We start from the raw sequence: 15,348 nt of genomic DNA on the forward strand, positions 1-15,348 counted from the left end.
ACTCAGCTGATACCAGTCAGCCCATTTTAGGCTACGCATGTCATTTCATTGATTGAACTGAGTACGAGTGACCCACCAGCACAATAAAGATCCCGCAGTGACCATAAATACGCCCTGTATAAAGCTCTGTGATAACACTAACCCCAAGATCAGGGACGAAAGTGCCGTTGAAAGTACAGGTGTGAAATAAGACAAAGTAGCCAGCAATACCATATTGCCACCAATAATGGCGTAATTCCAAAGTGCATATCCACTTCCTAATGCAACGCCAGTCAACAATAGTAACCCGGTAGATTCAGCATCAAACACCATAGTGCTTTCATTACTCAGTCCGAATTTAAGCCATAAGCTTACGGCGGTCATTATAAAGAATAAGGTAATGGCATTTTGTCCGTTCCCGATACGTTTGGTTAAAATGCAGTAAAGTGCCCATAAAAATGCACCAACCAAAGCCATTGCATAGGTTACAGGGTTGGTGGCCACATTCGTGGCTATTTGTTGTAAGGTCAGTCCCTGCTCTCCTGTGATACTCCAGGCGACACCAAAAAAGGCCAGAAAAATACCTGGGTAAACCCACTTACTACATGGTTTGCCACTGCTGAGCACTGCCATCAGGACGGTCAGTGCCGGCCATAAGTAATTGATTACCAGCATCTCTACAGCCTGCTGCCGCGAGTTCGCCATTGCCAGTGCCAGCGCCAGACAGATCTCGTAAGCGACAAACAAACTGCCACCGATCAGGATATAACGTGGCGAATACAGCCTGAATTTTGGCACGCCCATCACTGCTACCAGAAATACAGATGCCACTGTATAAATCGAGGCTGCGCCACCTATAGGTCCCAGCATTTCAGTTACAGCACGGACTAATCCCATCACGGCGCTCCACAGCAAAATAGCGGCCACCCCAGCCAGGGTATATTGGTATGACTTGTTCATGATTTTAAACTATGTGTTGATGAACCCACGATATTCGGCATGGCAGAGGCACTGCGAAAAGAAAGCTCTGAGTAAATTAGAAAATCAAACTGTCGGCACGATACCTCGTGACTATGCGAGATAGCAAATTTTTATCCATAAATTATCCGACGTATCAGTTAATTGTCGGATAATTCTGCCACTTACCGCGTATCTATTCCAAAAAGTGTTATAACATATCATAAATAGGGGATGTATCGAGCGACGGTTTATATTTCTTATACAGGCGTATGGACGGTCAACGACAACAACGAGTAGAGTACCAAAACAATGAAAAAGCTTTCTATTTTAACATCTTGTATTGCGCTGGCATTGTCCGGTTCCGCACTTTCTGCTGAGTCTGAGCACACTAACAACACCCTCACTTATAAAGATCTGTTCAATATCGAGTATGCCGCCAACCCGGTGGTCATGCCTGACGGTAAGCAAGTTGTTTATGAACGCCGCAGCATGGATATCATGACGGACAGCCTGAAAAGGAACCTCTGGACAGTATCATTAGATGGTAAGACACACCTGCCATTGCTATCCGATTCTAAAAACCATTTCAGCCCGGTCTTTTCTCCCGACGGCACCAAAATGGCCTATCTTTCGAGCAAGGAAGGCAAAGTACAGGTTTATATGCGCGATCTGGCCACAGGCCTTACTGCACGGGTGACCGATGTCAGTATGACACCCAGTGGGTTGAGCTTCTCGCCAGATGGCAAGCAGCTGGCTTTCTCCATGTTTACGCCGGGCAAATCTAAGCCCCTGTTTAGCCTCGACTTTAAGCCCAAAGATGCTAAGTGGGCCGATAATGCTCAGTATATCGACCAAACTTTATTCCAGCGTGACGGTGCCGGAATGAAACGCCCTGGTAATATGCACGTCTATGTGGTCCCAGCAATTGGCGGGTCACCAAGACAGATCACCTCAGGTGCACATGACTTCGCGGGCGCTCTGGCCTGGACAAAAGATAGCAAGCAAATCATTGTCTCTGCCAATACCCACGATGATGCGCAGTTTGACGTTTTCAACAGCGATTTGATGGCGATTGATGTCTTAACTTCAAAAGTCACTGAACTAACTGCGATGTCTGGCCCAGAGGGCAGTCCAAAGATGAGCCCTAATGGCAAAAAGTTGGCATTTACTGGCTTTGAAGACAATGGTAAATCAAACCAGATCACTGAGCTGTATGTGATGAACCCGGATGGCTCAGACATTAAACGTCTGACACCTAATCTTGATCGTAGTGTTGGCAATGTAAAGTGGGCCGACAACAGCAAAGGCTTGTATTTCAGTTACGACAACGAAGGTAAAAAACACGTCGCGTATGTCTCTTTATCTGGCAAGATGAAAACGCAAACAGATGCACTGGGGGGCATGAGTCTGGGTCGTCCTTATACGTCAGGCCATTATGATGTGGCTGACAATGGGCAAGTTGTGTTCACTCAATCCACTGGCGTGCGCCCTGCCGACTTAGCGGTGATCTCCAAACGTGGGAAAGTCACTCAGCTGACCGACCTGAATAGCGATGTATTTGACCATAAAACGCTTAATAAACCTGAGCTGATGGAAGTGAAAAGCAGTGTCGATGGAAGACGCCTGCAAGCCTGGATAGTCACCCCACCAAACTTCGACCCCAAGAAAAAATACCCGCTTATCCTGGAAATTCATGGTGGTCCACACACGGCATACGGCCCTGAGTTTTCAACCGAAGTCCAGTTATTCGCCGCTGCTGGCTACGTCGTTGTCTACGGTAACCCTAGAGGCTCAACGTCTATGGGCGCTGATTTTGCCAACCAAATTGATAAAAACTACCCGTCAGAAGATTACAATGACCTGATGGATATGGTCGATGGCGTCATTGCCAAAGGGTATGTTGATGAGGAAAACCTGTTTGTCACCGGCGGCTCAGGCGGCGGGACGTTAACGGCCTGGATCATCGGCAAAACGGACCGCTTTAAAGCTTCGGTCGTAGCAAAGCCTGTTATCAACTGGACCAGCATGATCGGTGCTTCTGACATTTATACCTTCATGACACGTTACTGGTTTAGCGATCTGCCGTGGAATGACTACGAGCAATACTGGAACCGCTCGCCGCTTTCTTTGGTTGGTAATGTTAAGACACCCACTATGGTACTGACCGGTGAGCTCGACGTCCGTACGCCAATGGCAGAAAGTGAGCAGTATTATGGTGCACTGAGACTACAAGGCGTAGACAGCGCCTTTGTACGTATTCAGGGGGCTTATCACGGTATCGCAGCCAAGCCTTCCAACCTGGCACGTAAAGTAGGAAACATCCTGGCCTGGTTTGAGAAATACCGAACCGACAATAAAGAAGACTAAATCTTAGCGGCCACCTGCCATGCAGGTGGTGGCCGCTACTGAACAAACTGCCTTTTAAAAATTATGAATCTCATAAAGCTTGTTTTTTAGAAGCTGTCTGTTATTCATTGTCGATTATACTATGCCGTCGTTAATTTCAGTCGGACTTTTTGTTTATTAAAGGTTAGTAAGAAACAAGCCTCGCTAGTGCGAGGCTTTGGATTCAAAAGCGTTCAACTAGAGACTTACCACCAGCCTGATAACTCATCTCCTATTACCTTACCTTTGTCTTTATCTGAAAGCTTATAAAACTTTTCACGTTCTTCTGGTGAAGTCAGTGAAAAATTATTCATGATTAAACAAACTATAAAGTAGGGAATTATAATAATAAAAGTTAAAATAAGAAATAAACCAACTTGGTTATACCACTCAGATTTAAAACCAAAGAATATAGCTGGCGTTCCAATGACTAACATAGGCCACATTAAATTTTTAAAAGCTGTAATAAAGGCATAGCGTAACACCCTTAAATTTATCAAAACGGCCGTGAAATAACTTTGCTCACTCATCGATTTTCTTCCCCTAGTAGAGGCTGCTGTTGCATATCTTGGTTACCGCTATTCATATAATCAAGCCCTTTGTCCACTATTGTACCAACAGGAATAGGGCTTGTAACACTGTCGACAATTTTTAGGCCTGCACCTTTAATTGGGTCTTCATCTTTTCTTCCAGATTGAATAGCGCCAACAGTTCCAGCTTTCGCTGCTCCATCAACACCCGCCACCGCTCTTTCTGCTTTGGATGTCATTTCAACTGTAGTTTTTCCAACTTTCATGGAACCTGTCGTAGCACCTTTCAACAACTGGGTAGCGTGGCCGCCAACAGCACCTAGTGCAGCTGAAATAGCTATACTTCCATAATCCAAGCCTCCAGCAGCTTCTGAAATGCTTTGCCCTGATTTAACACTCATTGCTATCTGAGTTCCAGCATCTATCGCTGCACCAATTAATGCACCTACAATCCCAAATTCTCCATCAGGGTCTACGTATTTGTATGGGTTGTTATTCACATATGTATAGCGGTTAAAGCCATGAACAGGGTTGCCAAGAACAATATGTCCCAGTGCATCAACCGGATCATTCGAGTAGAATCGACCTATGACTGGATCATAGTATCGTGCCTGCATATAGCTTAATCCCAATTCAGTATCAAACTTATGCCCTGTATAGCCAATATCATCCACTTCGTCCGTGATACTCGCGCCGAATGGACGGTAATGTCTCTTACCTTTGTTTGGTGATACATTATTTCCATCTTTTGCAATCAACTTATTGCCCAGATAAATGTATTTCACACCTCCACTAGCAGACTGGCGATATAGTAAACGACCTTCCTGGTTATAAAAGCTATAGCTGCCACCTTGATTTTCCTGAGACCTTACCCTTCGACTAAACCCATCATAAAGATAAGTATTATTACCTGAAGAAACGAGTTGATTGGCACGGTTATATATAAAAGAACGGTGGCTATTATTAGTTACATTACCACGACTATCATAATTAAAATAAGGGTAGCTTTTTGAATCACTGCCGGTACCTGAGACAGAGTCTAACATATTGCTACCATTAGAATAGTGGTAAACAAGCTCACTATTTTTGCTTGTATAGTGCCTGATATTTCCCAATCCATCATATCTGATCGCACTGTTACCAATACCACTACCACCCGTAGTGCTAACCAATCTGTCTAATCCATCATACTTCAAATCTGTCAAACTGAATGCACTGTTCGTATGATCTATTAACTTAGTTAAGTTCAGGTTGTTATCATAGCTATAACCATACTTAATAATTGTATTCTGACCATTTGCATCCTCCAATATATCTGGCATCAAGTTATGTTTCAGTGTCAAACGATGAGTTATACCATTACCATAGTTAAAACTGCTGATTAAGCCAGAAGCATGATATAAAACATTTTCTGCATATGTAAAAGCGTCAAATTTTCCTGCCGCCCTGCGTTTTACCCCGGTCGCCTGGCCAAAAGCGTTTGGTGAAAATTCAACAGTTGCATCATCCGGATAGGTAATTGCGGAGCGATGACCTAAATTTGTATAGTCGTAATCTAAAAATAAGGAAAGATCATTTTCAATACTAAAATTCTCATGAACCAACAGATCCAGGTTGTTATACATATAGAGATGGCTTACTTTACCAGCCGTTAACGAGGTTATATTACCATTATTGTCTCGATAATATTCTCTGTCTGGAGACTGGTCAGAATAATTGACTTTCCATATCTGTCCATGGTTGTCAAATGTATAATCGGTTGATGTTGTTGGCTTACTGTTCAGGCAACTAGTGAGATTTGCATTCAATCCTTCTGCAGACCACATGGTTTCGCCAAGCGCATTTTTAGCATATGCTTTAGCACCGATATCTTTTCTAGTTACCAGACATAGCCGTTTTCTTTCATCATAATAACGATGTTCGGTTTGCGATAATGTTCCATTTTGATTGTCTGGCCCGGATTGTGTGATGCTTGTAACCAAGCCGTATTTATCGATCTTAATATCTGTTTTTACATTTTCAGGTGAAATAATCTTCAAAGCTGTCGAGTAGTCAGGTGTATCATAGGCTTCATAGGTTGTGGTCGTTTGATTTCCCTTTCCATCAGTGATTTGAATGCGATTGCCTGACAAATAATCATGTCTGACCTGACCTAGCCCAGTAGTTGTTTTAGTCTCTAGGCGTTGCAAGCCATCGTAGGTATAAGTAACCCCTTTGGATTCCCTAGTAGAGTGAGACCAGTATGACTCGAATTGCTTTTGATTGTTCCAGGTGAACAGAGAGTACTTATGTAAATCCTTTGACTTCGATATATCGGAGTGAGTAGTCGTAACAGGCCTCAACATACCATCGTAACTAATGGTTTCTCTAAAGAGCTCCCCACTGGAACACCCCGTTTTTGAGGTATTTAACCGACACCGGCTTTCTGTGAAGGTTAAATAACCACTGTCATAGTTCCACGAAAAAAACGAATCTAACCAATTATTACTGACATCGCTGGGTAGATCTTTTGATGTGATCCGGCCCATTGCATTGTGCGTGAATCTGGTCGTTGCCCCTTTAGCATCTGTAATACTTGTAACCCAGCCATTGTTGTCTATTACCCTGTACTGAGTAACGGTCCCATTGTCTGCATACCTTGCTGGATATTTAATGGTTTGAGCCTGGCCTCGCTTATAATTTAGTTGCTCTTTAAATCTATAATTTGAGCTAAGCCTATTCTCATTTCTAAGCTTCTGGTTATACTCTATGCGCTTTACATTACCATCAACATGATAACTTGTGTGCCGTTTGACCCAGGTTCCAAATCGTCTTTCTTCATAAACTAAACTTTTCCCTGCATAAGAGCCAGAACTGTGATATATAAACTCCTGAATAGGTGTTAAGTTTGCTAAATCTGAAGCAGATATGTAGCCTGAATTAGTGTATGTTTTTAAAGGTTGAGATAAAACCCAATTATCCTTATCGTTGTAATATGAAAGTCTGTAAAAGCGTTTGCGATGCCACAAATCACCTTCGTATATAGCGCTATAATCAATAGGATTACCAACTGCGCCAAACAACTCAATTGACTGAGGCATATCAAAATTATCATGGTTGCTATACCTGCGATAATAATTAGTCGGCTTTCCAGAATCATAAAGAATAGTTCGATGTTCGCTAAGTACCGGAGCGTATAACTGCGTTTTTGGAGAGAAATACCAGTTAGCCGCTTGTGGAACATCTCCCCAACGAGTCCCTGCCCACCACTGTTCTAACTCTTCCTTCAATAAGTTGTCGTTCAGATCAAAATAGGCAGTCGCCACCTTTTTGTTTTGCTTAACGCTTTCGTAATCCCTATTAATATAATGGATTAGGTAACTTCCATCAGGCTGAATGACTTTGAGAGCCTTATTGGTTCGGCTGGAGAAAAAGTAAAAGTCTGGAACATGAACATTACTAAGATAACTAGCCTGATATGCTGGGTCTGATGCATTTTGCTTATTTGAAGTTCCAACTTTGTTTGAATACTGGTAGTGCCACGAATACGCTTTATTTGCATTATATTCAATTGATTTCTTAATCAGGCTTGGCTCAAATGTGCACTTCGGGTTTCTATTGTGTGTTGTAGCAGTACTTCCTGCCGGGGGAGGAAACTCTTCGGTATCAACCTGCCCTTGACGAGTGGTGCCCAGCCAAAACTTACCAAGTGCCCCATCCGGATGTCGAACCTCAATATAGGATTCACGCATATACGAATAACGCCACCAATCTGTTGGCTTATTGTAGCGATAAGGGTATTGATTTAGATGTGAGACGCCTATAGTACTGGTCGTCACTGATGAATAATTACCTTCAAAGCCATCAAATTCACACCCTTGTTCATAAGCTAAGTTGCCCAACTCTGTGTTTCTGCCAAACTTAACCGCTTTTTGCTTAGACTGGTCCAGGAATGCGTTGTAACTCCAGAAACGACCATCAGGTAAGATTACTTTGTAGGTATTGTTTACTTGTTTATAAGTCCAGGATCTACCATTGGCAGTTGCAACGGCGCCATCTGCGGTCCTTCTCACATCTATTCGTCGACCATCATTACTGTAGATAGAGGATAACTCACCATTCTTGTAATCATATTTCACCCAGTTGCCAAACCGGTCTTGCACTTTTGACACCAAAAACATGAGCCTGACGACAGGCCTGTCGTAGTAAAAAGCTTGCATAAGATAGTCGATTGGCGCACTGCTCACCTGTTTATCAAATGTATATGTCACTCCCTGAGGAGAAACAGCCTCAAAGTACTCTTTACCAGAAAGACTTTTGCAATTGATCAGCCATTTACTTTTAGTAACGTATTCAGCATGTTCACCTCCAGGCAATGCTCCTATATTCCTGATGAGATGTTCACTACTCCGACCCGGAATAAAAAGCTGATAGTGAGACGACAGCTCCCCTAAATCTTTTGTGTTAGTACAGTACTTGCCCCCAAGACCCGAAATCTGGCTTTCAATAATCCGCATAGAGATTCTTGGCGTGTCAAAATGCCAAGTTTGATAATGCTCTCGATAATTATTACCAGCGGGTGCAAAATTGCTAAGGGGAGACACTGTTTCCCAAATGTGGAATGCAGAGCGCTCAGACGTGCTACTCTGGGCTGTATTGAGATATCGGCGTAGTTCAACCTTCAGAGATGAGTTACCTGGAATATCAATATCAACATTTTCAAACCTGACAGTACCGGAAGAATAGTCAAGCTTATCCCCCATCAAATCTGGTGTGTGTGCATCTATTTTATAATCGTAATCTAGTTTCTCATATTTATAGCTGTCCTCATCCAAATCAGGAAGTATTGGCGGCTCTGAAAAACTCAAAGATGAGAATATAAAACTGAAAAAATATAAGGGACGTTCTAATTTTGAAAAAAAATTCTTCATATTAATTTACATAGTGACCAATTAAAAATAAATCAACCACAAAATTCCTTTATAATTATATTAAAACAACTTTCCGTTAACATCCGTTTCTAAAACAGGTGTTCCTAGCATGTCGGTATGAATAAAAATCACGCTTTCCCGATGCGAGTATCCTTGTGAAAATAAACCAGTATCGCTACATGTATTAAAGTTGCAAGCAACTACTCTCAACTGGTAATACTTATCGAAGCGAGCATCAATAGTTACACTGTTATCTTCCGTTATTAATACATCAATCCAGTTACCGTTTGCATCTTTACCTTGAACAAGGTATTTACTAGCATGTATCACATGTTCCCATTTCATATATTTAACATCACCAATCGTTTCTATAGCAACTGAACTTGGCTCTGGATATTTGTAACTTGGTATATATGGAATGAAAGTAGTTATTTTGTCCATGTAAATTGGAATCCACGTAGTCTTAGCAAACAACTGGCCACTTGAAAAAAGTAAAAAAATTAAAAATAAAAATCTCATAAGCCTGCTTATCAAATTCAAAACCAAAACAAGTAAAACAAATAAATTTTACCCCTTTATAAATCAGCCTTTACCCTTACCTAATCCCCCCTCCCTCTTTATATATCTCAATACCATAAGGACTATAATTCATGCAAACTGTAAGCTCATATAGTTTTTATTAACTCCGAATTTAATCGAGAAACCTGCCAAATAACTTATTAATCCCATAAAAAGCACTTAGAAGCAGCACAAATCTGTGTCCTAAATTGCAGTTAAACAGCCAGCAGACTCCGAAGCGATTGTTGGTACAGAAAACCATGTATATTAATTCAGCACCCAACCTTTAAGCAGCGTTCAATAAATAAACATAATGGTGTGTTGCGATTTCGATACTTGCATTTAGGATCACTGCTCTGTTAAATCATTGTCAGGTACCAACCACAACATGATACAATATAACATACCAACATTTCGATAAGATTTTCTATATCCTATTGAATTATTGAAGAACTTAATGAAAATATAGGTCGTTATGCCACTCAAGCTAACTGTAAGCGCTTTTTTGCATCAGGATTCATTGGAAGGTACCTTCAAGCCCCAGTTAAAGACTTTTGCTCCAACCTCAGGTAATAAAATTTGACGCGATAGACTTTTGTATATAACACAGAGGAATGCCGGAGTGTGCTGAGGCAAAAGGTAATAGCCTGATTAAACCACATATACTCTTTTTTGAAGTGATTGACTGGAACTGAGTCGCGCATACAGTCGTCTAAAAAGGCCAGCAATTACAAGACAAGTCTGACACATCGCAGCTTTTTCCATTCCTCCGCAACTGGCGATATCACAGCCTGCGCATGGGTCGCCACAATCGCAACGACTCTCTTTGTTTTTCCGTTTGTCTTGGTTATCTGATTGTTGAAGGGTGATATACGCCTGTTCACAAGCATGCATCCGGGACTTTATCTGCTGGTATCCCAGCCAAACACCGTCCTTTTTTACAATGTCTAATACAACCTGTGAACAGCTTGTGCCCTGATGCACAACAGCATGCGCGCACCTAAACCCTTTATAGAGAGAAATAAAGCGTTGATAAAATCGTATCAATAATATGGCCAGATAATCCATGTCAGCCCCAATGTTGTGTAACTCTGCGCAGCCTCCGATGAGCTCATATGACGCTCGTCTTATCGAAGCACTGCGGCCGCCCTGGAAGCGATAAAAGCGCATTAATCAGGTATAGAGTTTAAAAACATCATTAACCTTTTGATCGACTCACTGCCATCTATCACACCGTCGGCAATATCTTCACAGATCCGCATGATTTCATTTCTTGAACCAAAAGGGACAGCTTCCAGGCACTCGATTTCTGCTCCAGCAATGCGCAGCACATCATGAATGTCTGCACATTCCGCACACTTAATCGCACTGAGGATAATGTGTTTTCTTTGCTGATTCGTCATTCAAAAACGCTTCCTGACCTACAATTTGCTTTTAGCGACAAAGGTTTTAGTCACAATACGCCACGCATTTTGACGTTTATACATTACCAAATAATCGATGTAGTGTGTTTTTGGGGTGTGAAAATCCAGTTTAACCATCGCCATTTTATCATCTACGATATCAACAGATAAAATATTGGCTTCCCATTTATCCTTTGTGGCCTCCTTAAAATAACCAGCGAACTCCTTGAGTGAAATCACCCTGACCGTTTCTTGCTGCGTTTCTTTGTCTACCCGGATCATTTTGATATGGCCAAACTCCAAATCAAACGCTTTGGCCAGCAGTGTCTGATCGCCCTTTGCCGCGCCATTGAAGTAAGTGTATGCGGTGTCGACGACAGCCTGATACTCAGTCCCAGTAACCGCTTCAGCTCGACTGAATGTAGAGACCAGTAGTGTTGCCGCAGCCATAGCTGTAAAGAGTACTTTCATTATTATAACTTCCTTTAAATTGTGTTTATGATTCACTGATTCAGCTAAAAGCAAAGGCTTATCAGGGTATAAATTTATATTATCATGTAAGCTGGCTTACACCTTAAAAGGCATATTATTAAGCATTAATACACTCACCGCCTCAATGGGCTCATATATCTCTCATTGAGATAAGAACCATATCAATGCAGATTTAAAGAAAACCTATCAAGTAAATTACATGCACTCAAGCAGGCTTGCGATGAAGAGTGTGAACTTTGCGCTCGTTCGTTTTTCACAACTTGCTCTAAAATCGCCCACCCCCTCTTAGCTGCATCGAACTCAGCCATGATTGATTTTTACGAATACAGGCATCGAAAAATTCCATTAACAATTTTGCAAACAAAAAATTATACTCTCAGAGAATTAAGTAGATAAACTGACGACCGGGTAGATCTGGCTGGTCGACAGGTATGTTGAAGAAAAAAGGTAACCTTTATGACGACAACAATGATGTTTAAAAAGTCAGCGCTGGCCGCACTGGTGGGTGTTGCGATCACGGGTCTGAGCGCCTGCGCAAGTAACAATGATGCTCAGCAAGCCAGCCACTCTAATAGCGAAATCAGTAAACCAAAAGGCGCCGTCGGTAGTGGTCATGTACCCACAGGCGTGGCCAAATCGAACCAGTTCTGGTGGCCAGACCAACTTGACCTGTCGCCTCTGCGTGACCATGACGGCCGCTCCAACCCGCTCGGCGAAAACTTTGATTATGCACAGGCATTTAACCAGTTAGATATGGCTGCGCTCAAGCGTGACATGAACGAATTACTGACAACGTCACAAGACTGGTGGCCAGCAGACTGGGGCAATTATGGGCCTTTGTTTATTCGCCTGGCGTGGCACAGCTCTGGTACCTACCGTACACTGGATGGTCGCGGCGGCGGTGATGGCGGACAAATGCGCTTTGATCCACTCAACAGTTGGCCTGACAATGGCAACCTCGATAAAGCAAAACGCCTGCTTTGGCCACTCAAGCAAAAATACGGTGAGCAAATCTCCTGGGGCGACCTGATGATTCTGGCCGGTACCGTTGGTCTTGAGAATATGGGTTTCAAAACTTATGGGTTTGCCGGTGGCCGAACGGATGACTGGGAGCCTGATTTAGTCTACTGGGGTCCGGAGGTTGAAATGCTGGCCAGTGATCGCGAAGAAAAAGACGGTAAACTCCAGCGCCCGCTGGGTGCCACTCATATGGGCTTAATCTACGTCAATCCGGAAGGACCAAAAGGTAAGCCAGATCCGGCTGGCTCGGCGAAAAACATCCGCATCGCGTTTGGTCGCATGGCCATGAATGACGAAGAAACTGTGGCGCTGATCGCAGGTGGACACACCTTCGGTAAAATGCATGGTGCCCACAAAGCCAGCAAATGCGTTGGCAAAGAACCCGGTGGTGCCGCTATTGAAGAGCAAGGGCTGGGCTGGAAAAACAAATGTGGCAAAGGCCACTCAGAAGATACCGTAACCAGTGGCCTGGAAGGCGCCTGGACTCAGGCTCCAACCCGCTGGACTACGTTATATCTGCAAAACCTGTTGAACTTTGAATGGCAGCAGACCCGCAGTCCGGGCGGCGCGATTCAATGGATCCCAACAGACGAAGCACTACACACATCAGTTCCGGATGCGCATGTTAAAGGAAAATTCAATTCGCCTGTTATGACGACCGCAGATCTGGCACTCAAGTACGACCCTGAGTATCGTAAAATTGCCGAACGCTTTTTAGCGAACCCGGAAGAATATCGCCTGGCCTTTGCCAAAGCCTGGTACAAGCTGACACACCGCGATATGGGGCCACGCACTCGATATCTGGGTAATACAGCACCCGACGAAGCACTGATCTGGCAAGATCCAGTCCCTAAAGTCGACCATGCTTTAATTAATGAAGCCGATGCCAAAGCAATCAAGCTGGATATTCTGCAAACTGGTATCAGCGTACCGGCGCTTATTCGCACTGCCTGGGCGTCTGCTGCCAGCTTCCGTGCCTCGGATATGCGCGGTGGTGCCAACGGCGCCCGCATTATGCTGGCCCCACAAAAAGATTGGCCAGTTAACAACCCGGACGAGCTATCCTCAGTTTTGAATCAACTACAAGCAGTTCAGGCTCGCTTCAACCGTGCTGCGGATGGCAGTAAGCAAGTATCCTTGGCTGATGTGATTGTCCTGGCAGGTGCAGCAGCCGTTGAGCAGGCAGCCAAGAATGCGGGTATCACCGTTTCTGTGCCTTTTACCCCTGGCCGTACCGACGCGACTCAGGCGCAAACTGATGTTGGCTCATTCACACTGCTTGAACCAAAAGCGGATGCCTTCAGAAACCATTTTGAAGTCAACGCAAGCTACCGTTCGCCGACCGAGATGCTGGTCGATAAAGCCGATCAGTTAAACCTGACTGTACCAGAAATGACGGTGCTGCTGGGGGGGCTGCGCGTACTTGGTGCCAATGCTTCAGGATCTCAACATGGTGTATTTACCGATAGAGTAGGCACCCTGAGCAACGACTTTTTCGTCAACCTGTTGAGCATGTCTCATCAATGGCAGAAAACCAGTCAGGCGGGTCTGTACGAGAGCATTGACCGAAGCACAGGCGAACAGCGCTTTACGGCCACCAGTGTGGATTTGATCTTTGGCTCAAACTCAGAGCTGCGCGCCGTGGCCGAAGTCTATGCCTACGACAACGCCCAGCAAAAGTTTGCAGAGGACTTTGTCAAAGCCTGGCACAAAGTGATGCAGCTGGACCGCTTTGATTTGCGCCATCAGTTGTAATCACACCCCAATTGTCAGTGCCTGTCATTACAGGCACTGACACGTTAGCAACTCACCGCACTGGCCATCCTTTTCCTGCTCACACTCAGTCAAAAGTATCTGTCACGTGCCCTACGCCAACAATCTGACCTTGTTGACGAATTTCGAACTTTGTACCCAATTTTATCGCCATAGACTTACTTAGTCTGACAGTTACATGTAGCTCATCGCCTGGCATCATCATTTCAATGTTCCGAGGCCAGTCCGCCGTGCCTGCCACGTCAAGGTAGTTTAGGCTAAAGTCAGCTTTAAAATCATTGAGCAAAGGGGTTCTACGTCCGCCCTCTTCGCTGGTCAAGCAATAAACCCGTGCTTCAAAACGTTGACATGATTTCAGCGTACCCGCTTTACAAAGCACCATCCCTCTTTCAATATCAGAGCGTGGGATCCCTTTGAGGCCTATCGCCGCGCTATCCCCCGCGCTCACCCTTTCTTGTGGATGGGCCCCAATATCGATGCTTGAGCAGGTTGTCTCCCGCGTATCTCTGATACCAACCAGCTCAATGGGGTCGTGTACTCGTATAGTACCTGTTTCAATTCTGCTATAAGCTTGCGTATCACGACGCGGTAAAGTAAATATGTCCTCAACAGGCATCATAAAAGGCTGGTCTTTAAATAATACCGGGTCTATAAAATAGTCATCCATCGTCCTGATTAAGTCTCGTATTTTATTTTCCCAAACGGGCACACCTTCAAGCGCTTGCAATGCCGAGCCATAAATCACGGGTGCATTGTCACCATCAAACCCGTAGCCATTAAGCTGCTCTCTTACGAGTGACTCAACAAGCCCCGTTAGCTCGTCGTACTGCTCCAAATCGCACTTATTCATAAATATTATGATGTGACTGACGCCGAAATCTCGCAATAACATCAGGTATTCGTCGCATGCTCTGCTAAAATCAGGCTCCTGACTGACCACCAGAATCGCGGCATCGACTCTGGTTTCGCCACTGTTGATCCCTTTAGCGTGGTCCATATAGCTGGGACAATCATATTGAATGCACACTCGGGCCGAGGATTCATACACCGCTTCTGAGCGGTAAAAGGTCACGCCAGATCGCGCTTTGTGTTGTGGCGCATTATTTAATGCGGCAAAGTCTTGTGCTACCGCCATATGATCTTTTGCCAGAACCTGCGTGATAGCTGCGGTTAAGGTCGTTTTACCATGCCCTCTGGCACCGATCGTATCGATAAAAATAGCTTGTTTCATAAATTCATCGTTGCTTGCCATACTATAACTTCCTGACTCAAGTGATATTTAATTGACCTTCATTATGATAAAGGGTCTGCTTAAATATCAATGACACGGTATTACAC

At 44.0% G+C, this 15,348-nt stretch carries 9 protein-coding genes; 2 read left to right on the forward strand and 7 right to left on the reverse strand.

What is annotated here, in order from left to right; all coding sequences use genetic code 11:
• Window positions 1–45: 45 nt before the first annotated feature.
• Window positions 46–939 (reverse strand): aromatic amino acid DMT transporter YddG, encoded by an 894-nt coding sequence (gene yddG / locus MHN31_RS06555; RefSeq protein WP_239443816.1) that lies wholly within the window; start codon window positions 937–939, stop codon window positions 46–48.
• 309 nt (window positions 940–1,248) lie between these two features.
• Here yddG and MHN31_RS06560 point away from each other — a divergent pair, with 309 nt between their 5' ends.
• Window positions 1,249–3,306 (forward strand): S9 family peptidase, encoded by a 2,058-nt coding sequence (locus MHN31_RS06560; RefSeq protein WP_239443817.1) that lies wholly within the window; start codon window positions 1,249–1,251, stop codon window positions 3,304–3,306.
• A gap of 224 nt (window positions 3,307–3,530) precedes the next feature.
• Here MHN31_RS06560 and MHN31_RS06565 read toward each other — a convergent pair whose 3' ends face one another.
• The 5 genes from MHN31_RS06565 to MHN31_RS06585 all read right to left on the reverse strand — a co-directional run bounded on the left by MHN31_RS06565 (window position 3,531) and on the right by MHN31_RS06585 (window position 11,196).
• Window positions 3,531–3,854, reverse strand: a complete 324-nt coding sequence (locus MHN31_RS06565; protein WP_239443818.1) for a hypothetical protein — start codon at window positions 3,852–3,854, stop codon at window positions 3,531–3,533.
• Window positions 3,851–8,764, reverse strand: coding sequence for an RHS repeat-associated core domain-containing protein (locus MHN31_RS06570; RefSeq protein ID WP_239443819.1), 4,914 nt, complete (start codon window positions 8,762–8,764; stop codon window positions 3,851–3,853). The genes MHN31_RS06565 and MHN31_RS06570 overlap by 4 nt, the downstream gene beginning before the upstream one ends.
• A 60-nt stretch (window positions 8,765–8,824) precedes the next feature.
• Window positions 8,825–9,283 (reverse strand): hypothetical protein, encoded by a 459-nt coding sequence (locus tag MHN31_RS06575; protein ID WP_239443820.1) that lies wholly within the window; start codon window positions 9,281–9,283, stop codon window positions 8,825–8,827.
• Window positions 9,284–10,491: 1,208 nt separating this feature from the next.
• Window positions 10,492–10,725, reverse strand: coding sequence for a hypothetical protein (locus MHN31_RS06580; protein WP_125557755.1), 234 nt, complete (start codon window positions 10,723–10,725; stop codon window positions 10,492–10,494).
• Between the two features lie 18 nt (window positions 10,726–10,743).
• Window positions 10,744–11,196, reverse strand: a complete 453-nt coding sequence (locus MHN31_RS06585; RefSeq protein ID WP_239443821.1) for a nuclear transport factor 2 family protein — start codon at window positions 11,194–11,196, stop codon at window positions 10,744–10,746.
• A gap of 477 nt (window positions 11,197–11,673) precedes the next feature.
• Here MHN31_RS06585 and katG point away from each other — a divergent pair, with 477 nt between their 5' ends.
• Entirely contained in the window at window positions 11,674–13,992 is a 2,319-nt protein-coding gene (gene katG / locus MHN31_RS06590) for a catalase/peroxidase HPI (RefSeq protein WP_239443822.1), read from the forward strand.
• A gap of 85 nt (window positions 13,993–14,077) precedes the next feature.
• Here katG and MHN31_RS06595 read toward each other — a convergent pair whose 3' ends face one another.
• Window positions 14,078–15,262 carry a GTP-binding protein gene (locus MHN31_RS06595; protein WP_239443823.1) on the reverse strand — a complete coding sequence of 395 codons (1,185 nt, stop codon included), beginning with the start codon at window positions 15,260–15,262 and terminating at the stop codon, window positions 14,078–14,080.
• Window positions 15,263–15,348 lie beyond the last annotated feature (86 nt).

Origin of the sequence: Pseudoalteromonas sp. McH1-42 (genome assembly GCF_022347845.1) — a bacterium.
Taxonomy (GTDB): Bacteria; Pseudomonadota; Gammaproteobacteria; order Enterobacterales; family Alteromonadaceae; genus Pseudoalteromonas; species Pseudoalteromonas rubra_D.

Excerpts from the sequence above, each read along its gene's own strand:
- yddG (WP_239443816.1), bottom strand. The coding sequence starts at position 939 with ATGAACAAGTCATACCAATATACCCTGGCTGGGGTGGCCGCTATTTTG.
- MHN31_RS06560 (WP_239443817.1), top strand. The coding sequence starts at position 1,249 with ATGAAAAAGCTTTCTATTTTAACATCTTGTATTGCGCTGGCATTGTCC.
- MHN31_RS06570 (WP_239443819.1), bottom strand. The coding sequence starts at position 8,764 with ATGAAGAATTTTTTTTCAAAATTAGAACGTCCCTTATATTTTTTCAGT.
- katG (WP_239443822.1), top strand. The coding sequence starts at position 11,674 with ATGACGACAACAATGATGTTTAAAAAGTCAGCGCTGGCCGCACTGGTG.
- MHN31_RS06575 (WP_239443820.1), bottom strand. The coding sequence starts at position 9,283 with ATGAGATTTTTATTTTTAATTTTTTTACTTTTTTCAAGTGGCCAGTTG.
- MHN31_RS06595 (WP_239443823.1), bottom strand. The coding sequence starts at position 15,262 with ATGGCAAGCAACGATGAATTTATGAAACAAGCTATTTTTATCGATACG.
- MHN31_RS06565 (WP_239443818.1), bottom strand. The coding sequence starts at position 3,854 with ATGAGTGAGCAAAGTTATTTCACGGCCGTTTTGATAAATTTAAGGGTG.
- MHN31_RS06580 (WP_125557755.1), bottom strand. The coding sequence starts at position 10,725 with ATGACGAATCAGCAAAGAAAACACATTATCCTCAGTGCGATTAAGTGT.
- MHN31_RS06585 (WP_239443821.1), bottom strand. The coding sequence starts at position 11,196 with ATGAAAGTACTCTTTACAGCTATGGCTGCGGCAACACTACTGGTCTCT.